The 19,005-nt window shown below is 62.1% G+C and carries 18 protein-coding genes; 5 read left to right on the top strand and 13 right to left on the bottom strand.

Annotated elements, in window-relative coordinates:
- Positions 1–24 precede the first annotated feature (24 nt).
- From DFO58_RS14330 to DFO58_RS14320, 3 genes are read right to left on the bottom strand one after another with little or no spacing between them, the layout of a single operon-like run.
- A complete protein-coding gene (locus DFO58_RS14330; protein ID WP_120991500.1) occupies positions 25–1,728 on the bottom strand; it encodes a cobalt chelatase in 1,704 nt (567 codons plus the stop codon).
- The gene (locus tag DFO58_RS14325; RefSeq protein WP_120991499.1) at positions 1,729–2,745 is read right to left on the bottom strand and encodes an AAA family ATPase; all 1,017 of its coding nucleotides are present in this window, start codon (positions 2,743–2,745) and stop codon (positions 1,729–1,731) included.
- A 5-nt stretch (positions 2,746–2,750) separates the two neighbouring features.
- Positions 2,751–3,578: an IclR family transcriptional regulator gene (locus DFO58_RS14320; protein ID WP_120991498.1), complete on the bottom strand. Its 828-nt coding sequence runs from the start codon at positions 3,576–3,578 to the stop codon at positions 2,751–2,753.
- A gap of 188 nt (positions 3,579–3,766) precedes the next feature.
- Here DFO58_RS14320 and xsc point away from each other — a divergent pair, with 188 nt between their 5' ends.
- Positions 3,767–5,608: a sulfoacetaldehyde acetyltransferase gene (gene xsc, locus DFO58_RS14315; protein ID WP_220124912.1), complete on the top strand. Its 1,842-nt coding sequence runs from the start codon at positions 3,767–3,769 to the stop codon at positions 5,606–5,608.
- 186 nt (positions 5,609–5,794) lie between these two features.
- On the opposite strand, the gene DFO58_RS14310 is transcribed toward xsc, so the two are convergent.
- The 8 genes from DFO58_RS14310 to DFO58_RS14275 all read right to left on the bottom strand — a co-directional run bounded on the left by DFO58_RS14310 (position 5,795) and on the right by DFO58_RS14275 (position 12,621).
- Positions 5,795–6,343: an AAA family ATPase gene (locus DFO58_RS14310; protein ID WP_181728138.1), complete on the bottom strand. Its 549-nt coding sequence runs from the start codon at positions 6,341–6,343 to the stop codon at positions 5,795–5,797.
- Positions 6,344–6,508: 165 nt separating this feature from the next.
- On the bottom strand, positions 6,509–7,177 hold the full coding sequence (locus tag DFO58_RS14305) for an alpha/beta family hydrolase (RefSeq protein WP_120991497.1): 669 nt from the start codon (positions 7,175–7,177) through the stop codon (positions 6,509–6,511).
- Positions 7,178–7,195: 18 nt separating this feature from the next.
- Positions 7,196–7,753, bottom strand: coding sequence for a hypothetical protein (locus DFO58_RS14300; RefSeq protein ID WP_120991496.1), 558 nt, complete (start codon positions 7,751–7,753; stop codon positions 7,196–7,198).
- Between the two features lie 45 nt (positions 7,754–7,798).
- The gene (locus tag DFO58_RS18295) at positions 7,799–7,993 is read right to left on the bottom strand and encodes a hypothetical protein (protein ID WP_147407295.1); all 195 of its coding nucleotides are present in this window, start codon (positions 7,991–7,993) and stop codon (positions 7,799–7,801) included.
- A gap of 205 nt (positions 7,994–8,198) precedes the next feature.
- Positions 8,199–8,786 carry a hypothetical protein gene (locus DFO58_RS14290; protein WP_120991494.1) on the bottom strand — a complete coding sequence of 196 codons (588 nt, stop codon included), beginning with the start codon at positions 8,784–8,786 and terminating at the stop codon, positions 8,199–8,201.
- A 4-nt stretch (positions 8,787–8,790) separates the two neighbouring features.
- On the bottom strand, positions 8,791–9,132 hold the full coding sequence (locus DFO58_RS14285; RefSeq protein ID WP_147407294.1) for a VOC family protein: 342 nt from the start codon (positions 9,130–9,132) through the stop codon (positions 8,791–8,793).
- Between the two features lie 132 nt (positions 9,133–9,264).
- Positions 9,265–11,820, bottom strand: coding sequence for an ATP-dependent Clp protease ATP-binding subunit (locus tag DFO58_RS14280; protein WP_047118053.1), 2,556 nt, complete (start codon positions 11,818–11,820; stop codon positions 9,265–9,267).
- Between the two features lie 123 nt (positions 11,821–11,943).
- A complete protein-coding gene (locus tag DFO58_RS14275; protein ID WP_053797285.1) occupies positions 11,944–12,621 on the bottom strand; it encodes a response regulator transcription factor in 678 nt (225 codons plus the stop codon).
- 85 nt (positions 12,622–12,706) lie between these two features.
- On the opposite strand from DFO58_RS14275, the gene DFO58_RS14270 reads away from it, so the two are divergent.
- From DFO58_RS14270 to DFO58_RS14260, 3 genes are all read left to right on the top strand, one after another.
- Positions 12,707–12,898 carry a hypothetical protein gene (locus DFO58_RS14270; protein ID WP_120991588.1) on the top strand — a complete coding sequence of 64 codons (192 nt, stop codon included), beginning with the start codon at positions 12,707–12,709 and terminating at the stop codon, positions 12,896–12,898.
- A gap of 46 nt (positions 12,899–12,944) precedes the next feature.
- Complete coding sequence (locus DFO58_RS14265; protein WP_053797286.1) at positions 12,945–14,129, top strand: histidine kinase; 1,185 nt, start codon at positions 12,945–12,947, stop codon at positions 14,127–14,129.
- Positions 14,130–14,471: 342 nt separating this feature from the next.
- A complete protein-coding gene (locus DFO58_RS14260) occupies positions 14,472–15,092 on the top strand; it encodes a malonic semialdehyde reductase (protein WP_047118049.1) in 621 nt (206 codons plus the stop codon).
- Between the two features lie 88 nt (positions 15,093–15,180).
- Here DFO58_RS14260 and DFO58_RS14255 read toward each other — a convergent pair whose 3' ends face one another.
- Complete coding sequence (locus tag DFO58_RS14255) at positions 15,181–16,404, bottom strand: hypothetical protein (protein WP_120991492.1); 1,224 nt, start codon at positions 16,402–16,404, stop codon at positions 15,181–15,183.
- Positions 16,405–16,712: 308 nt separating this feature from the next.
- On the opposite strand from DFO58_RS14255, the gene DFO58_RS14250 reads away from it, so the two are divergent.
- Positions 16,713–17,987 (top strand): FAD-dependent oxidoreductase, encoded by a 1,275-nt coding sequence (locus DFO58_RS14250; protein WP_047118047.1) that lies wholly within the window; start codon positions 16,713–16,715, stop codon positions 17,985–17,987.
- 96 nt (positions 17,988–18,083) lie between these two features.
- On the opposite strand, the gene DFO58_RS14245 is transcribed toward DFO58_RS14250, so the two are convergent.
- Positions 18,084–18,938, bottom strand: a complete 855-nt coding sequence (locus DFO58_RS14245; protein WP_047118046.1) for an NAD-dependent epimerase/dehydratase family protein — start codon at positions 18,936–18,938, stop codon at positions 18,084–18,086.
- Between the last annotated feature and the right edge of the window lie 67 nt (positions 18,939–19,005).

Here is a 19,005-nt window from a genome sequence, read left to right as displayed (position 1 = left end):
AGGGGCCGCCAACAACGGTATTTTTCAGCGGATGCGGAGCATACGCTGCAGCAGCTGCAGGAATTCGCGAATGCCCTGGGCGGTGGCCAACTGCCCGGTGTCCAAGGTGGTGCTGCAGTCGCCGAAGTAGTTGCTCATGTCCAATCCGACTCCGAGCGCGCCCACGTCGAGCCCGGTGCCTCGCGCGGCCCAGACGGCGTTGACCAGGTCGTGCTGGAGATATGACTCACCGTTGGCATTGCCGGTGGCGGCGTCCGACGGGCTGCCGTCCGACAGGACAATGAGCAATCGGCGCTCGGCAGGGGACTGGCCGAGCCGCTCAGCGGCCCAGCGAACAGCTTCCCCGTCGATCCCCTCCTTGTAGCGGGGCTGATGCAGCAGCGCCCCCAGGGAGAGCCGGCTGTTCCGCCAGCTTTGCTCCTCGGTCTTGAACACCAGGTGGGCCAGTTCGTTGAGGCGGCCGGGGTTCGGCTCAGCGCCTTGCTTGCGCCATGCAGCCAGCGCGCGGCCGCCGTTCCAGTTCCCTGTGGTGTATCCGAGGACTTCGGTGGGCACGTCGCAGCGCTCAAGGGCGCGCAGCAACAGGTGCAGGAACCCGGCGACCTGCGGCGCGTGATGGCGCATGGAACCCGAACAGTCCACCAGGAAACTCACTGCGGCGTACGGCGCCGAGCAGTGCTGGTCTTCGAGGAAGATGCGCCGTTCCTGCGGCATGGCGACAAGCTGGGCCAGTCGTGAGCCATCGAGCAATCCCTGTTCCGCGCCACCGCGGCGCCCATCGACATCCGGCTGGCAGAGCAGGGCCCGAAGTTGTCGGGACAGCAGCGGCTGGTTGACCCCTGACCGCGCGGCGATGTCGTCGACGGTCTGGCGGTATTTTTCGAGTTGCGCACGGCGTATGGATTGGGTGGCAGGTATCTGCCGGTCGAAAGCCGTGGTGAAAATCCGGTAGTTTCCGGGGTCCGCCGCGCTGGCGCCGCCGTCGGACAAGGCCGCCTTGCCATAGTGCTGGGCTTCGTTGGCGACATCAAGATGCAGGGTAAATCCGCGCACGTCCTTTGCCGAGCGTGCAGGGGGTTGAGACCGGCCTCGTGCCGCCCGCCGTGCGGAAATATCCGCGTCAACCAGCGAGGCGATTTCCTGCGCTACCAATGCATAGGCCTGCTGGTCATGGCGGATCGCGCGCAAATTGGAAATGGCTGCGCCGAGCCCGGGCGGGAAGGCGGCCCTGGTCGCCTCGATGCGGTCGCCGATGTCGGTGGGCAGTTCGACCCCGTTGACCTTGGCGTGGGCGAGAACGCATACGGCCCAGAGCAACTGGCCCAGATCGGTTTCCGCCAGCGTTGACCCGTGAAACTGCCAGGCCCAGTGCCAGAAAGTGTGCCTGAGATTTGTCTTCACTCCCGGCAGGGAGCACAGGGATTCGCAGCGCAGCTGTTCGAGCAGTTCAAAGATGAAGCGTCCGCCGTCGGATTCCGGCAGGCGGCTTTGATGGCATTCCAAGGACGAGTGCCTGGTGCGCAGGGCTAGCCCGTCACTGGCCCCGCGCGCCAGACGGATATCGCTGCCGTCGAGTCTCGGGTACAGGTGCCCTGCGTTATACGGAAGCGGCAAGCCATGCTTCCACGCAGTTCCGCCGCGAAGCTCCAGCTGCGGCTCGGAGCTGACCGCGCGCAGGCTCGCGGCCTGCAGCCGCCGAAGCAGCTCCGTGCCCTGTGCGGCGCCCATCTAGGCCACCAAATCAGAAGAATCCAGGGATTCGGCAAGATCCGCATCGAAGCAGCGCTGGTAGTACTCGGCCAGCAGCGGGCGCTCGGCATCATCGCATTTGTTCAAGAACGACAGCCTGAAGGCGAGTGCCGGGTCCTGGAAGATTTCGATGTTCTGCGCCCAGGTGATCACCGTACGCGGCGACATCAGCGTGGAGAGGTCTCCTGCCGCGAATCCTTGGCGGGTTAAGGCCGCCAGCTCGATCATGCGTTCAATGAGCGTCCTGCCGGCGTTTCGGGCTGCCAGATGCGGGACACGCGATGCGACGATGTCCAGTTCCTGCTCGGCCGGCAGGTAATTCAAACTGGCCACGACATTCCAGCGGTCGAGCTGGGCATGGTTCAGGCGCTGCACGCCGTGGTAGAGACCCGTAAGATTGCCCAGTCCCACGGTATTGGCAGTGGCAAAAAGCCGGAAGTCAGGATGCGGCCGGATGACCCTGTTCTGATCGGGGAGAACCAAAGCACCATCTTGTTCCAGCAGGCGTTGGATCACGAACATGACATCAGGTCGTCCCGCGTCGTATTCGTCCAGGATCAGCGCCATCGGCTGGCTCATGGCCCAGGGCAGGACGCCTTCTTGGAAGACTGTCATCGGCTGGCCGTCGCGCAGGACGACTGCATCTTTTCCCACCAGGTCCAGTCGGCTGAGCTGCCCGTCGAGGTTCACCCGCATCACCGGCCACCGCAGCCGGGCCGCGACCTGCTCAATGTGGGTCGACTTGCCGGTTCCATGCATGCCTTGGACCAGAACGCGGGATTTGTGCGTGAAGCCGGCCAGGATGGCGAGGGTAGTTGACCTGTCGAATTGATATGAAGCGTCCAGCGTCGGGACCTGTGCCGTGGCGCGGGTAAAACGGCTCACCGTCAGGTTGCTGTCGATCCCGAAAAGCCCTCGGACGTTGACGTTTTCCCTGTCCGGTGCGTTTTCCTCGGCGACCGCTTGAGGGATTTCGGTAGTTTCCGGGACGTTCATGGGGCTCACCATCCTGATGCTTGGAGTTCGGAGTTGTCGGTCAGGTCTTCGATACGGGCAATGTCCGCGGCGGCGCGCTGCATCAGGGGAAGGAGGCCTTCGAGATCAGCTGCGCTCTTGCGCATGATCGGGGCTTGCACCGCAACACACATATTCGATCGTCCCGATGCATTGGGGACGAGCACTGCGAGGCACACCAGTCCGTCGAGGTATTCCTGCTGATCCAGCGCGTAGCCTTGCTGGCGGATCCGTGCGAGTTCGAATTCCAGTGCGGGGTAGTCGGTGAGCGTGTAAGCGGTGAAGCGGGTGAGCCGATCGTTGTTCAGCAGCCTTTCGCGCTGCGCGGTTCCGAACTGCGAAACAATCAACTTGCCGCTGGCAGAGCAATGCGCCGGAACCCTGGAACCCGGGCCCAGGTGGACGCGAATCGGTTCGGTCGTCTCCACGCGGTCCAGATAGATGACCTCGTTCCCGGACAGCGCCGTGACATTGCAGCTTTCGCCGATCTGGGCCACGAGGTCTTTCAGGATGGCGTTGCGCGCCCCGTTGCGGGTGTCGTTGAGAAGAGTATCCTCGGCAAGCCGGCGCATGCGCGAGCCTGTTGCGTAATGCCGGCCGTCGCTGTGCCGGGTCAAAAGGTTGGAACTTTCCAGCTGTTGCAGCATGCGGTGCAACGTGGGTTTGGGAATGCCGGTTTGGTCGACGAGTGACTGCAGGGTGAACAGCTGGTCGCGGGTGGTGATGAGTTCCAAAAGCGCGATCATTCGCAGAGCTGGCGTTTCACCTTGTACTGCTCCGCTGGGGCCCAAGGAGGGTTCGGTGAGGTTTTCCATTAGTTAGCTCCTAGCCTTGCGAGTTTCATCAAATATTAGCATTTGAAACAAAAAGCTGAACAGGGGTTGACGAGTGTGACCCACGACGCATAGTTTTGATCTCAATCCCACTTTTTGTGGAATATGCAGGCAAAAAATGAGACACAATCAAATGGCTCCTTAGGGGTCCGATGTCCGAAGGGGGCAACATGTCCGAGCAGATCATCGAATCAGCAAACGCCGAGGTTCAGAACTCGGTGGCCAAACGCGAAGCGGTCAAGGGCGCGCAGAAAATGACCTCGTCCGAGGCTTTTGTTGAAACGCTGGTTGCCAATGACGTCACCGATATCTTCGGAATCATGGGATCAGCCTTCATGGATGCCATGGACATCTTCGCTCCGGCAGGCATCCGCCTGGTTCCCGTGGTGCATGAACAGGGTGCAGCGCACATGGCCGACGGTTATGCCCGCGCTTCCGGCCGCCACGGTGTGGTGATCGGGCAGAACGGCCCGGGCATCTCCAACTGCGTGACCGGAATTGCCGCAGCATTCTGGGCCCACAGCCCGGTTGTCATCGTCACTCCGGAAGCCGGCACCAACACCATCGGCCTGGGCGGATTCCAGGAGGCGAACCAGCTGCCGATGTTCCAGGAGTTCACCAAGTACCAGGGGCATGTCACCCATCCGCATCGCATGGCTGAATACACCGCACGCTGCTTCGACCGGGCCATGAGCGAGATCGGCCCGACGCAGCTGAACATTCCTCGCGACTACTTCTACAGCGAGAGTGTCACCGAGATTCCGGCGCCGCGTCGTGTGGACCGCGGCGCCGGTGGAACCAAGTCCCTGGATGAAGCGGTGCAGCTGCTGGCCGAGGCCAAGTTCCCCGTGATCATTTCCGGCGGCGGCATCGTCATGGCAGACGGCGTCGAAGAGTGCAAGGCCCTGGCCGAACGCTTGGGCGCCCCCGTGGTCAACAGCTACCAGCACAACGACTCCTTCCCTGCGAGCCACCCGCTGTGGGCTGGCCCGCTGGGCTACCAGGGCTCCAAGGCAGGCATGAGCCTGATTGCCCAGGCGGACGTGGTTCTGGCCTTGGGCACCCGGCTTGGCCCATTCGGTACCCTGCCGCAGTACGGACAGGAATACTGGCCGAAGAACGCCAAGATCATCCAGGTGGACGCCGACCACAAGATGCTTGGACTGGTCAAGAAGATCTCCGTGGGTATCTGCGGCGACGCCAAGGCAGTGGCCACCGAGCTGGTTGCACGACTGAAGAACCAGGCGTTGGCCTCGGACGCCACCAAGGCCGAGCGCGCGGCGACGATCCAGGACGCCAAGCAGTCGTGGGAAGCGGAACTTGATAACTGGACCCATGAAAAGGACGACTACTCCCTGGACGTCATCGAGGAGGCGGAGCAGGAAGAAGGCAACTGGCTGCACCCTCGTCAGGTATTGCGCGAGCTGGAAAAGGCCATGCCTCGCGACGTGATGGTGTCCACCGATATCGGCAACATCAACTCGGTAGCCCACAGCTACCTGCGGTTCGAACGTCCGCGCAGTTTCTTCGCACCGATGTCCTTCGGCAATTGCGGTTACGCGTTGCCGACCATCATCGGCGCCAAGGCCGCGGCTCCGGAGCGCCCTGCAATCGCCTACGCAGGTGACGGAGCTTGGGCCATGAGCATGGGCGAGGTGCTCACCGCGGTACGCCATGACATCCCGGTGACTGCCATCGTGTTCCGCAACCGCCAGTGGGGCGCCGAGAAGAAGAACCAGGTCGAGTTCTACGGACGCCGTTTCGTGGCAGGCGAACTGGACAACGGCGAGAGCTTTGCAGAAATGGCACGCAGCATGGGTGCCGAGGGTGTTGTTGTCGACAAGCTGGAAGACGTAGGTCCTGCGCTGCAGGCAGCCATCGACGCGCAGATGGTCGACGGCAAGACCACGGTTATCGAAATCATGTGCACCCGCGAGCTGGGCGATCCGTTCCGCCGCGATGCGCTCTCCACCCCGGTCCGCCACCTTGAGAAGTACCAGGACTACGTATAAGTCATAGGTGCCAGCAACTCAACACTCCGATGCCCCTGAACCGTTTATGGTCCAGGGGCATCGGTGTATCTCGAATCCAGCGTTGATTCAGCCGCTGGCAAGGCAGGAAGCCATCCCGAGGCATGCTTCGGAGGCTGCCGGAAAATTGCGAGTCCCTCGGCGCCGGTGATGTTGGCACCTAGCAACCTAGCAACCTAGCGTGTTGCGTATCTGTCGTACCGTTCGGGCAACGGTGCCGGATGCATCGATGACGGTCCAGCCCTGCTGTGCCGCCATCGTCAGATATTCTCGTCGACTCGAAACCAGATAATCCAGTGTCTCGAAATCCTCCGCGCGCGCAACGATACGTTCCTGCGCGAGTGCGGGGTCAACGTCCAAGACGATGATCTGGGATTCCCGGACCATATATTTCGCAAGTTTGGGAAGCAGCAGGCCCGCTGGCTGGCCGCGGAGCCTGCGGAGCACCAACTGGCAGTGCAAGTGGCGATCCATGACGGTTAAGCCGTCGAAACGCGTTGCGGTAAAGGAATTGACTGCGACATTGAGCGTGCGAATGCACGATTCAAACAGGTCGAGCATTCGTACGGGGATCGTGCGGCCCTTGTCCGTGAATTGACGGGTGAACCAGCGACGCCCAGCCGGGTTTGCGACATTTCTTGCGGCTATTCCATCGCGTACGAGTTCATCGACCAAGGCATTGATGGTGGTGGTCTTGCCGCTTCCATCGCTGCCCACGATGATGAGTGTTCGGGAGCCCCCAGTCGGCAGCGGGGAATCGGTTCGGGGTTCTATAACGGTTAGCGCCATGGATGCTCCTGATGGACGTGGCGGGTGTAGTAGTAGAACGAACGAGCAAAAGAGTGGATTCCAGAATCAAGCTGTGAATTCGGTGAACAGATTTCAGGGTCGCGAAAGGCATGCGGAAATGAAGCGAGCCGTGGCCTGGGCAAGACCTGACCCGTCTTGCTCCGGGGTGCGCCCCGAGCGTGCCACCTTGAACGAGTGGTCTCCGCCTTCGAACCAAACCAGTTCGGTGCGGTTATTCAGCCTGGATGCCACATCCGCCATGATCTGCGGGTTGGCGAAGGGATCTCGGGTGCCTTCGAGGAAAAGCATCGGAACCTGCAACGGGTACAGGTGCTCGTCGCGCAGCTTCTCCTCTTTCTTCGGCGCATGCAGCGGGTAGCCGAGGAAGACCAAGCCTGCGGTGTCCATCCCCACGGACACGGCCACGGATGCCATGCGGCCGCCGAAGGATTTGCCGGCGGCGAAGATGGGAAGATCGCCGGCAAGGTTCTCCGCAGCCCAGTCGCGCACGTGATTCCATACTGAGACAGCCGTCGGCGCCTTGTCCGGAAACTTCTTGCCTGCATCCATGTAGGGGAAGTTGAAGCGCAGGACGCTGATACCCAGTGCGGCAACCGCCTGCGCGTAGCCGGCCATGAACGGGTGGTCCTTGCCGGCTCCGGAGCCGTGCGCTACGACCAGCAGTGCGGTTGGATCATCCGCGGTGTCCAGCAGGGCGCTGACCTCACCGGATTCGACGGGGATTGAAATTTCGAGGCTCATGGGACCAGCGTAGATGGCCTAGCCATTGATGGACTCATAGTATTCTTCGACGCTGGTGTCTTCGCCGCCGCGTGCTGTGACGGTCAGTTTCTCCAAAGGCTGCAGACCGTCGTTCTTGTCGTTGATGCGGATCATCATGTTGCTGGATACAAACCCTGATGCCGGCGAATCGTAGGTGCCGTCCATCCATGGTCCATCCTCGAGGGTTACCACAAGTTCACCGGGTGCGGGAGATTCAACTTTGTCGATGTAGGCATGCAGATCGCTCGGAATGCACTGACGGTAGATCTTGAGGCTGGTGATTTCCGCTTTGCAGAACGATTCGTAGGTGTCGTTCATGCTGTTCAGCCATTGGACGTATTTCTCCTGCGCCCAGGCTTCGCGGTCATCCGGGTCGGCCCCGGTCAATGCGCGGGTATATGTGCCTGAGTACTTGTTGTTTTCGGTGGAGAACGTAATGGTTTCAAGTTCGGGCGAGTCCTTGCCGATGCTCTCGAACGTGATCAGACCCATGAATCGAAGCTCATCGGTCGGCCCTTGGTAGGACTCCTGCATTCCGTCCTTGTTGAAGACCATGTCATTCGCGAGCTTGATGTCGATGACTCCGGGTTTGGGCGAGGTCTAGCCGGTCATCAAGTTGTAGGGGTACAGGAATCCCTTGGTGGACTTGATCCCGGAATTGTCCACCCACATCTGGATTTTCTCGTCGGCCCAGCCCTGTACGGAATTCCGGAGTGGTTCCACCGATTGTTCTGCGGACTGGGCAGATGACGGTGCGACGGCCTCGGCGGCAGGGCTCGACGCGGTCGAACCCACTGCCGGGGGAGCCACCTCGGGCTGCTGTGTCGGGGTGGAGCTGCAACCAGACAGCAGGAATGCTGCGGCAACTGCAAGGCCCAGAATGCGGTTTCGGAAGACAACCTCCAAAGATATGGCAGGAGCTCCAGTCTATGTGCACGGCCGAGAAGAGCCTTCTTTGCACGCAAAAGTGAACAATTCGCCGAACGCGGCCGGAAATACGCTAGCTGGCCGGGGTCGCTGCCACCAGTTCGGCCTTGCGGAGCAGCGGGTGCTTGACCAGCTCCCCGCCCAGCGCGTCCAGGATCGCCTGCGCGGAGTCGCCGTTGAAGACGAACACCGGCCCGTCGAAGCGGAAATAGACGTCCTCATGCCATCCGATGGTGCCGTCGCCCAGCGCACGGTGCAGCGCCAGCACGGTTGCTTCCAGATCCGCATCTGATTCCTCGGCCAGACGGGTGCGCAGCAGCACGTATTCGCTGGTGCCCAGCGCGGTGCGCTCGCCGTCGACCTCGATCCATGAACCGCGCGCCAGCCCGTTGGCCACCAGCCAACCGCTCACGGCCGCGACCAGCTTCTTCAGGTCCGGGCAGGAGACCTCGAACTGCACATCGCTGGAGAGCGGTTCCTCGTGCTCCGAGATCGCGGTTCCCGAAGCGACCACGCGCGCGGCGCACTGCTGCTTGGCCGCCGCCACTTCCAGCAGGGCCTGCTCCTGCTGCTGGCGCAGGCGGACGGTCATCGGCTGGGCGAAATGCACATCGATGCGGTGGGTTGCCGGCTGCTCGGTCTTCCTGGAGAAAAGGCCCATGAGACTAGTCCCCGTGGGGATCCGAGACGCAGAAGACGATGCCGAAGGGGTCGCGCAGCACGCTCCACCCGAAGTCGGGGTCATCCGTGTGCTCCTCGACCAGGGTGGCCCCGGCCGCCAGCAGCTCGCCGACTTCCTTGGCACGGTCGGCCTTGGCCTCAAGGTCCAGATGCACCCGGTTCTTGCCTTCAGTCACCTCGCCGACCTGCTGGAAGCCGATTCTGGCCGGGAACCCGGGAATCGAGAGCATGGTGAAGCCGGGGTACTGGCCCGCGTATTCGCCGTGCAGCACCAGCCGCCACCAGGCAGCCGCCGACTGCTCGTCCAGGGTATCGAGAGTGATCATGCCGATATTCGCCATGGGTACCAACCTACCGGGGCGCGGGGATCTTGGGTAGGGCAACGCAAGCAATTGACTGGGACGGCGAAGGGCGGCCTGCGGGACCGTTGCCGGTTCCCGCAGGCCGCCCTTCGCTGGCTAGCTGCCGAAGAAGTCCATGACCTTTTCCTCGGCTGCCGGCGGAGCCGGGGGCGCGACCTGCTTGGCGACCTTCAGCTTCCCGTCGGCGTAGTCCACGGCGATGGTGTCCCCGGCGGCAACCGCGTCGTTGATCAGCAGGTCGGCAATCGCGTCCTGGACCTTGCGCTGCACCAGGCGGCGCAGCGGGCGGGCGCCGAACTCCGGGTCGTATCCTTCGTCGGCGAGCCAGGCCACGGCGGCGTCGCTGACATCCAGCGAGAGCTCCTGGTCGGCCAGGCGCTCACCGGTTTCGGCCAGCACCAGCTTGACGATCTGCCCGATCTCCGACTGGCTCAGCTTGCTGAACAGCAGCACCTCATCCAGCCGGTTCAGGAACTCGGGGCGCATGAACTCGCGCACCTTGCCCATCACCTTGGCGCGGATCTCCCCGGCCTCGCTGGCCGCATTGGCCGAGGTGAAGCCGAAGTTGCCTGCCTTGTTGGCCAGATACTCGCCGCCCAGGTTGCTGGTCATCAGGATCAGCGTGTTGGAGAAATCCACGGTGCGCCCGGCCGAGTCGGTCAGCCGGCCGTCGTCAAGCACCTGCAGCAGCACGTTGAACACGTCCGGGTGGGCCTTCTCGATCTCGTCGAGCAGGATCACCGAGTACGGGTTGCGGCGCACCTTTTCGGTCAACTGGCCGGGCTGGTCATGGCCGATGTAACCCGGAGGCGCTCCGATCAGGCGTGCCACCGTGTGCTTCTCGCCGTATTCGCTCATGTCCACGCGGATCATCGCGTCGGCCGAGCCGAACAGGTTGGTCGCCAGGGCCTTGGCCAGCTCGGTCTTGCCCACGCCGGTCGGGCCGAGGAACAGGAAGGAGCCGATCGGGCGCTGGGCGGGGGACAGGCCGGTGCGGTTGCGGCGCACCGCGCGGGCCACCGCAGCCACGGCTTCGGACTGGCCGATCACCGAGGCGTGCAGCGACTCTTCCAGCGTCGACAGGCGCGCCTTGTCGTCTCCGGAGATCCGCGAGGCCGGGATGCCCGTGGAGCGGGAGATGACCTCGGAGATCTGGGCTTCGTCGACCACGCGGGTGATACCGGCGTCGCCGGCCTGCTCCGCCGCGGCGATGCGCTCGCTCAGCGCGGTGATGTGGTCGCGCCAGGCTCCGGCGTCCTCGAAGCGCTCCTCGGAGATCGCCCGGGCCTTGTCGCGCTCTGCATCGACCAGCTCGGCGCGCAGGCCCTGGACGTCCTCGGTGTCCCCGGCCGCGATGGAACGGCGGGCGCCGGCGATGTCGATCAGGTCGATCGCCTTGTCCGGCAGGCGGCGGTCCGTCAGGTAGCGGGCCGACAGGCTCACCGCGGCCTTCAGCGCCTCAGGGGTGTACTGCACCTGGTGGTGGTCCTCGTAGGATTCGCGCAGACCCTCGAGGATCGCCAGCGCGATCTCCTGGGACGGCTCCTCCACGGTGACCTTGCCGAAGCGGCGGGCCAGCGCGGAGTCCTTCTCCACCTTGCGGAACTCGTCCAGCGTGGTGGCGCCGATCAGATGCAGCTCGCCGCGCGCCAGGCGCGGCTTGAGGATGTTGGCGGCGTCCATGTTGCCCGATTCGCCCGAGCCCGCGCCGACCAGCAGGTGCATCTCGTCGATGAAGACGATGGCCTGGCCCTCGGCGTCGGCGACCTCTTCCAGCAGGCCGGTCAGGCGCTGCTCGAAGTCGCCGCGGTAGCGGGTGCCTGCGAGCATGCCGGGCAGGTCGATGGAGATCAGCTGGGCGCCGCGGATCTGCTCCGGGACCTCATCCGCCACGATGGCGCGGGCCAGCCCCTCGGCGATGGCGGTCTTGCCCACGCCGGCTTCGCCGATGAGCACCGGGTTGTTCTTGGTGCGGCGGGCCAGGATCTCGATGACCTGGGCCAGCTCGTCGTCGCGTCCGATGACCGGGTCGATCTGGCCGTCCGCGGCCAATGCGGTCAGGTCGGTGCCGTAGCGCTCCAGCATCGAGACGTCGGACTCCTCGGAGTCCTGCGCCTGGCCGGACTGGGCGCGCTGGACCTGCTCCATGGCTGCCTGCTGCAGCGACTGGCCGGTGATCCCGTGCTGGGCCAGCAGGTTGCTGACGGGGGATTCCGGGTTGAAGACGAAGGCAAGGAACAGGTGGTCCGGGTCGATGTAGGTCGAACCGTAGTTGCGCGCCACCTGGTAGGCGTCGAACAGGCTGCGCTGGGCAGCGGAGGAAAGCCGGGTCGGCTTCTCCTGCTGGTCCTGGCTCTGCGGCAGGTGGGCGATGGCGTCCTTGGACAGGGACTCGATGTCCGTGCCCATGGCTTCGAGGTGCGAACGGATGGGTTCGGTGCGCAGCAGCGCGATGAGAAGGTGGAGCGAATCGATTTCGTCATGGCCGTGCTCATGCGAAATCGAGGCTGCGGTGGTGACTGCCTCATGGGTGCGTGCGGAAAGCAGGCGGGTGATATCGATCGGCCGGGCAGCTTGAGCGCGCGAGGAAAGGAACCGGGAGAGGAATTCCTCGAACGAGCCGTTGTCGGGTGAGCCGAAGAATGCTGGCAAGTGAGCCTCCTAGTAGAAACTTGAGCGGTCTATGCTCATGTTCAACGTCTTCGGCACAAATCTATTCCCGGCACTTGCCGGGAAGGCGTGTTAGGAGACCTATTTCACCATCGGCGAAGCGGCTTACTGATCGCGTGGAATCTCGATGAGGCCCATGCGCGTAGCGGCTACCAGCGCTTGGACGCGGTCGCGAACTTCGAGCTTGGAGAAGATCTTGGCCATATGCGTTTTTACAGTGGCTTCTGAAATCTTCAATTTTCGGCTGATTTCAGTGTTATTAAGGCCGTTCGCCAGAAGGTTCAGAATTTCCACCTCGCGCGCAGTGAGGCCGAGATCCTCAATCAGATCCCGGACTTCCTGGCTGGTGTCCCGGTATGCCGATTGAATTGCGGAGACGAGATCCGAAGAAACCGAGGGGGAAATGGCTGCGGTGCCGTTGTGGACCGCATGGATCGCGCTGATGATCTCTGCCGGTTCGGTGTCTTTGACCAAGTAGCCTCCGGCTCCGGCCGCCAGCACCGGGACGAGGTAATCGTCCGAGGAAAAGGCGGTGATGGCCAGGATTGCAGGGCTGTTCCGAGCCGTCTTAATTTCGCGTGTGGCTTCGACGCCGTCCATGATCGGCATCTGCAAATCCATCAGAACAACGTCGACTTCATTGTCCCGGCAAAATTCAACCGCTTTTAATCCGTTATCTACAGACTCAAGCGTTACAATTCTCTGATCCGTTGCTAGGATTGTGCCCAGCGCATTCCGAATTAAAGGCTCGTCGTCGACGATGAGCACTTTGATCTGCTCCATCAGTTTCCTTAGAAAGATACTGCAGGCCAGGTCCGGACTGCTCACTCGAAACTATATATAAGAATACTCAAACATGGGGTGTGTTATGAAGGCACTGAAGATGCTCGCGGTAGCGGCATTGGTACTCGCGCCGGTTACTGCAGTTGCAGCTCCGGCATCGGCCGCAACCGCTGGCAGCCAGCTGATCTCGAAGGGTGGCGCAGTTGCAACGCCTGCTGGCTGGGGTACTGATTTCTCAGTATGGCTTTGCAAAAACTACGGCATCGCTTGTGGCTAACAACATCCGCTTGACTTCGCGGGTATGCCGGTGAAGTATTCGGCGTATGAATGCAAGAATTAAAGACACCCTGACCAAGCAGTTTGCTGGTCGGGGTGTCGTTGTTTGGGGCGGAGTCGCTGTCCTCTTGGCGATTTCTGGTACCGAAATAGTTACGCTGCTCCAAGAAGGCTTTAAGGAATCTACTGAAAACGAGATCCGTGGTGCACTTGCTGGTCTTGTTCTTTCAGTTGCCTTGGTGCTAGGAACGCGCTGGCTGGCGGTATCCCTTGCGATCTCGCTTGCAGCGACTTTTTTCTTCTTCAGTAACGGTTCGCTCGCGCTTTGGATAATATTTTCAACGATTATCTTCACGGCGCTGGCGGCTACAGCTGTGTCTCGACAAGTACGAATCTGGTATCTCACGCTTTTGGCCGCTTGGATGCTTCAATTCGCCTTTCGCGCAGGTGATGACGCCATTCTCATCGTACTTTTGGCGCCACTGGCGGCGCTATCGTTCGCCTTGACGCGAAGTATTTTCCTCCTGCGTGAAAGGACCGCCGCGGCAGTTAAAGAAATGGAGGAAGCTGACGCACGTTCACGCCAAGCAGTTGAAGCAGAGCGCAGGAACATCGCGCGCGACCTCCATGACATCGTGGCTCACGACATCACTGTGGTCGCCATGCAATCCAAAGCAGCGAAATTCGCCAATGATGGACAGATGGCGTTGGAAGCCATCGACGTCATCGCCAAGCTCAGTACCGAAACGCTTCACGATCTACGCTTGATGCTCAACGTTCTGCGTACTGACGGAACCATGGCAGACCCGGCAGTGAGCGTTAATGACAAGCCGGCCGCAACCACGGTTTATGCGGTCCAGGGCGTAGAACTTTTCTCCCAGCGGCTACGCGAGGCGAATTTTATTGTGTCATCTCACACCGAAGAAAAAATTTCGGAACTGCCGCGCTCTGCGCAGACCGCACTCTATCGGGTTATGCAGGAAGCAACGACAAACGTCATCAAGCATGCTTTGCCGGGTGGCGAATGCTCGATTTCACTGACAGCTCAGGGCAAGGAAGCAAAGCTTAAAATTACTAATCAGATCGCAGATACGAACAGCCGAAAGCACTCCTTACCGATAGGCGGCAGCGGCCTTATCGGCATGGAGGACCGCATGAAGGCTTTCGGTGGAAGATTCAATACTTCAGAGCGCAATGGGCGCTGGATTTTGACGGCCAGCATCCCGTTCTAGGCCTACCCTCCTACTAAAGTATGATTTCGCAATTCTTGCAGACACGATAAGTTATAGATGTATCGGTGAAGACCGATCACCGGTTAGGTACTTGGTGGTGTTTTGCGAGTGGCACCACGAAGGACCAAGGGTGATTAAAAGGTACGTTGCGTTACTGAGCGGACGATCTTTCATCGGCGTTGTGCCCCCATCGCACGCCGTTGTCCGCAAGTGACGTAACGTACCTTTTATAACGCAGGGCTTATGCGCATTCTAGTGACAGTGTTCACAAGGCGGCAATAGCGGCACGGGAACTTTATATCCTATTCACCAAGGATCCGTGAAAACTGCGAAAGCGAGCCCATGACCATTCAAGCTGAATCCAGCATCTACGAAGCACTTTCGATCGATCCGGCTGCCGCCGATCAACTTTTCTTCGAAGCCCGCAGCGCGAATTCATTCAGCGATGAGCCGGTATCCGATGAAACCCTCGATGCCATCTACGACGCGATGAAGATGGGTCCTACGCTGATGAACAATCAGCCGCTTCGCATTACCTGGGTCAAATCGGACGAAGCACGGCAAACCATTGCTGGAACCATGTCGGGAACGAATGCGCAGAAGGCGCTGACCGCTCCTGCGCTGGCGGTGCTGTCCTTCGACACCGAGTGGCATGAAGAATTCCCGAGCTTCTTCCCCCACGCTCCAGAGCGCAAGTCCATGTTCGAGAATCCCGACGTGCGCACCGCGGTGGGCAACAACAATGCCTGGCTCCAAGCCGGATACTTCATCATGGCCGTGCGCGCCGTCGGCTTGGCTGCCGGCCCCATGGGCGGTTTCGACAAGGCTGCTGTCGACCAGGCCATCAACGCGGACAACAACCACAAGTCGTTCCTGATCGTGAACGTCGGCAAGCCAGGCGAGAACCCGTGGTTCGACCGCCTGCCGCGCCACTCAAGCGAGCTGGCAACCCGCAGCATCTAGCGGATGGCATGTTCAAGGAAATAAAGGCTGAAGGAGTGCGACGCATCTGTCGCACTCCTTCAGCCTTTAAGGTTTTCCGCGATGCGCCCTATTTGGCCACATCGGCCTCAGCATCCTCGGATTCCGCGTTGCCGCCAAGTACGTGGTCGGAAACCTTGGCGAGCGCACGTTCCAGCGCGGAGCGCAGAGCGACAGGCACGGTGATCTCCTCGTCGATCACCACAAGCCCTTCGCGCTCGAAATTGCGCAGCAGGCTTTCGACCTGCGGGATGACAATCTCAAGGCTCGGGATCAGGTGGTGTTGCTCTTCCGGCAGGTCGTCGGTGGTTGGAACCTGCAGTGCGAACTCTGTGCGCGGAGGCGTGCTGGAGGCCGCGTTGCTCAGCACGCCGGCCGTCATTTCCGCGATGGTCGACTGGCCCGGGGTTTCCAGCGTATTGATCAGCACGTGCGAGAAGAGGACTTCCGCGATGAGTTCCTTGACCAGGCGTGAGCCGGGGCCGGTCGAGCCGAGCAATGCCTGCGCCAAAGACTCGGTCGGCATGGCGTTCGGTGCCTGGTAGCGCAGCATGGCGGTGCCGATCAGCGCGTCCCAGTAGGCCGAAAGGCGCGGGACTTCGGCCAGGCCGGATACGGTTGTGCCGTCTTCCGGCTCCCAGAGGACCGATCCGGCCGCCGCGGGTTCCGCGCTCTCGTCGACGGTGATCAGCAGGCCCAGTGCGGACGCCGCATCCTGAAGGGTCTGGCCGGTCAGCACGCCCGAAGGCGAAGTGGGTTTGCCTTCGCCGACCCAGTTGACCAGCTCGCGGGCGGCATAGACGTACGGCATGGATTCCAGCGCGGCGTTTGCCTCGTCGTCTTCGAGGAACGGTGCGATGATCGGCGAATCGCCGGCCATGCGGGAGAGGAACTCGAAGGTCTGCTTGAAGTCATCCACGCTGCCGCCGAAGTTGGCGGTGGTGCCCAGGAAGGTCAAATAGTGCTTGAGGATCGCCGCGCTGGCCTCGGCAACTTCCTTGCCCAGTGACGACAGATGGCCCAGCTGTTCGCCGAGAACTTCAGGGTCAAGCGTCTTCACGTCCACGGACTTGCGCAGCTGGGCGTGCACGGTCAGCAGCGTGGTCAGCCCTTCCAGCGCCGCACGGGTTTCGCTGGCAGGACGGCCCTCTTCCTGGAAATGGCGGAAGAGCTGGGACTTGAAAGGCTGCAGATCCTGTCGGACCTCGGATTCAAAGGGAACCGAGCTTGCGCCTTCACGGCGGGCTGGATGGCCCTGCGACTGCTTTTTCTTGGCTGGTTTGCGTGATGCCATAAGTTTGCTGATTTTCCTTAGCTAGGCAGGAAAGATGATTCCACTCCAGTCTACGCAGGCAGCGAAATCCTCGACCCACAACTGTGCGAATCAGTGGTGCTCCGGAGGCTTTCTATCCGTCGAAGCGTGATTGGCCGAAATAAATACGGCGCTTGAGTTTGATCTCCGTATAAAACGCAGATCACAGGTTGGTGTGTCCTCGCTCACCGTCGAATCCTCAGGACTCGTTGATTTTCGCCCTGTTTCACGCAAAAGTGAGTTGCGACGGCCCCGTGTGGAGGGGCTCTGAAAACTTAGGAGTGTGGATCATGGGTGCAGCTGTTCCTGATCATGTTGTAGTTGTCGGCGCAGGTTTCGTTGGCCTGTCGACCGCTTGGTACCTGCAGGAAGCCGGCGTCAAGGTGACCGTCGTGGACCGCGGCGGCGTGGCCTCCGGCTCGTCGTGGGGCAATGCCGGCTGGCTGACCCCGGCGCTGACCCTGCCGATCGCCGAACCGTCGGTGTTCTCCAACGGCCTGAAGATGATGCTGGATCCAGCTTCGCCGCTCTACATTCCGCTGAAGGCCGATGGGAAGCTGCTGCGCTTCCTGCTCGGCTTCGCCTGGCACTCGACCCCGAAGAAGTGGGAAGAAGCCATGCGCATCTTCTCCGAGGTGGGCCACACCGGCCTGGACGCATTCGACGAAATCGCCGAAGACACCTCCGCGGGACCGGGCGCCCGCGAGCTGACCAAGCCTGCAGACCCGTTCCTGACCGGCTTCGTTTCCATGAAGGACCGCGACGCGCTGCTGCATGAGTTCGAGATGATCCACAAGACCGGTGGCCATGTCGACTTCGACCTGCTTTCCGGGGACCAGCTGCGCAGCATCGAGCCGACCCTGTCGGACAACGTTGCCGCCGGCATCGCCATCAAGGGCCAGCGCTACCTGAACCCGCCGAAGTTCATGGAATCGCTCGCCGAGTCTGTGGTCGCCCGTGGCGGCGACATCATCGGCGCCTTCAACGTCACCGACGTGCGCGACAACGGCGGATCGGTCACCGTGATCGGTTCCGAGGGCCGCGCCATCACCGCCGACCACGTGGTGCTGGCAACCGGCGCATGGATGACCGACCTGGCGGCCAAGTTCGGCGTCAAGGTGGTTGTCCAGGCAGGCCGTGGCTACTCGTTCACCGTGGAACCGGAGAGCATGCCGACCCACCCGATCTACTTCCCGTCCCAGCGCGTGGCCTGCACCCCCCTCGGCGACCGCTTCCGCGTGGCCGGCACCATGGAGTTCCGCGACGTCAACCACAAGCTGGAACCGAAGCGCATCGAGGCCATCGTGGCCGCGGCCACCCCGGTCTACAAGGGAATCAACTGGGAGAACCGCAAGGAAGAATGGGTCGGCGGACGCCCGTGCACCGCTGACGGCCTGCCGCTGGTTGGCCAGACCTCCTCCTCGCGCGTCTCGGTCGGCGGCGGGCACGGCATGTGGGGCGTCGCCCTCGGCCCGCTGACCGGCAAGATCCTTGCCGCCCAGATCACCGGCCAGGCCGCACCGGCCATTTCCCGCCATTTCAACCCGCTGCGCAAGGGTTTCTAGCCCGTTTCGGTCCACACCCGGAACGTGAAAAGGCGAACCGGCCTGCACGCACCCATTCAGGTCGTGCAAGCCGGTTCGTTTACGTTTAACCGCTGCTCAGGGGTGGCGCGATGATTCCCCGGCCAGCACCGAGCGGTAGCCTTCGCGGTACCCGGGGAATGCCAGCGTGAAGCCGGTGGACAGCAGCTTGGAGTTATCGATCCTGCGGTCCGCGGCGCGCCGGGCGGCGGGTTCGGTGGCCGCAGGGGGAATCGGCAGGTCCAGCTCGCCGGCCAGGAAGGTGAAGATGTCCTCCAGCTGCGCCGGTTCGTTGTCGGTCACCAGATACAGCTGCTCGGCGAGGTCGCCCAGTTCCGCCACATGGACGATGGCCCGGGCCAGGTCGTCGCGGTGGATGCGGTTGGTCCAGTGGGATCCGAAAGGCAGCCGTGCGGTGCCGTTGCGCACCTGGGTGATCAGGTGGTTGCGTCCCGGGCCGTAGATGCCCGATGCGCGCAGCACCGTCACCGGCAGTCCCGAATCGAGCAGTGCCTGCTCGGTGCGGGCCAGCACCACCGAGGTTTCGCGGTTGGGTTCCGAAGGGGTTGACTCGTCCACCCAGTCTCCGTGGTCTCCGCCGGAGACCGCCGAGGAGGAAACATAGATGATGCGCTCAAGCTGCGGCGCCTGCTCCTTGAGTGCGCCGACCAGCTTGCCGGCCACCTGCAGGTAGGCCCGCTCGTAGCCCGGCACGTCGCGGCTGGCAGGCACCGGGGTGAGCACCGCGATCCGGGTTTCCGGGTCGATCCGCGGCCAGGGCTCGTCGCCCTGCAAATCGACGTCCTGGCCGTGCAGCGGCGCGGGCAGCTTGGAGCTGTTCCGGCGCCATCCGGTCACCTCGTGGCCGAGGGCGGCGAAGCGCAGCCCGGCTTCGGTGGCCACGTCGCCGCAGCTGATCAGCAGAATTTTCACGGTACTCCTTGGCTGGAACGGTGCGGGCTGCGGATGCCGCGCTCTCCCAGCGTAGGTGCAGCCGTGT

Source organism: Arthrobacter sp. AG1021, assembly GCF_003633665.1.
Taxonomy (GTDB): domain Bacteria; phylum Actinomycetota; class Actinomycetes; order Actinomycetales; family Micrococcaceae; genus Glutamicibacter; species Glutamicibacter soli.
Note: the sequence above shows the minus strand (reverse complement) of the source record. Positions and strands in the feature narration are given on the sequence as shown.

What these genes read in the sequence shown, in the direction of transcription:
- DFO58_RS14255 (WP_120991492.1), bottom strand. Translation starts at nt 16,404, where the DNA reads ATGGCATCACGCAAACCAGCCAAGAAAAAGCAGTCGCAGGGCCATCCA.
- DFO58_RS14325 (WP_120991499.1), bottom strand. Translation starts at nt 2,745, where the DNA reads ATGAACGTCCCGGAAACTACCGAAATCCCTCAAGCGGTCGCCGAGGAA.
- DFO58_RS14290 (WP_120991494.1), bottom strand. Translation starts at nt 8,786, where the DNA reads ATGGGCCTTTTCTCCAGGAAGACCGAGCAGCCGGCAACCCACCGCATC.
- DFO58_RS14300 (WP_120991496.1), bottom strand. Translation starts at nt 7,753, where the DNA reads ATGGTCTTCAACAAGGACGGAATGCAGGAGTCCTACCAAGGGCCGACC.
- DFO58_RS14265 (WP_053797286.1), top strand. Translation starts at nt 12,945, where the DNA reads ATGAATGCAAGAATTAAAGACACCCTGACCAAGCAGTTTGCTGGTCGG.
- DFO58_RS14260 (WP_047118049.1), top strand. Translation starts at nt 14,472, where the DNA reads ATGACCATTCAAGCTGAATCCAGCATCTACGAAGCACTTTCGATCGAT.
- DFO58_RS14305 (WP_120991497.1), bottom strand. Translation starts at nt 7,177, where the DNA reads ATGAGCCTCGAAATTTCAATCCCCGTCGAATCCGGTGAGGTCAGCGCC.
- DFO58_RS14250 (WP_047118047.1), top strand. Translation starts at nt 16,713, where the DNA reads ATGGGTGCAGCTGTTCCTGATCATGTTGTAGTTGTCGGCGCAGGTTTC.
- DFO58_RS14320 (WP_120991498.1), bottom strand. Translation starts at nt 3,578, where the DNA reads ATGGAAAACCTCACCGAACCCTCCTTGGGCCCCAGCGGAGCAGTACAA.
- DFO58_RS14285 (WP_147407294.1), bottom strand. Translation starts at nt 9,132, where the DNA reads ATGATCACTCTCGATACCCTGGACGAGCAGTCGGCGGCTGCCTGGTGG.
- xsc (WP_220124912.1), top strand. Translation starts at nt 3,767, where the DNA reads ATGTCCGAGCAGATCATCGAATCAGCAAACGCCGAGGTTCAGAACTCG.
- DFO58_RS14275 (WP_053797285.1), bottom strand. Translation starts at nt 12,621, where the DNA reads ATGGAGCAGATCAAAGTGCTCATCGTCGACGACGAGCCTTTAATTCGG.
- DFO58_RS14330 (WP_120991500.1), bottom strand. Translation starts at nt 1,728, where the DNA reads ATGGGCGCCGCACAGGGCACGGAGCTGCTTCGGCGGCTGCAGGCCGCG.
- DFO58_RS14270 (WP_120991588.1), top strand. Translation starts at nt 12,707, where the DNA reads ATGAAGGCACTGAAGATGCTCGCGGTAGCGGCATTGGTACTCGCGCCG.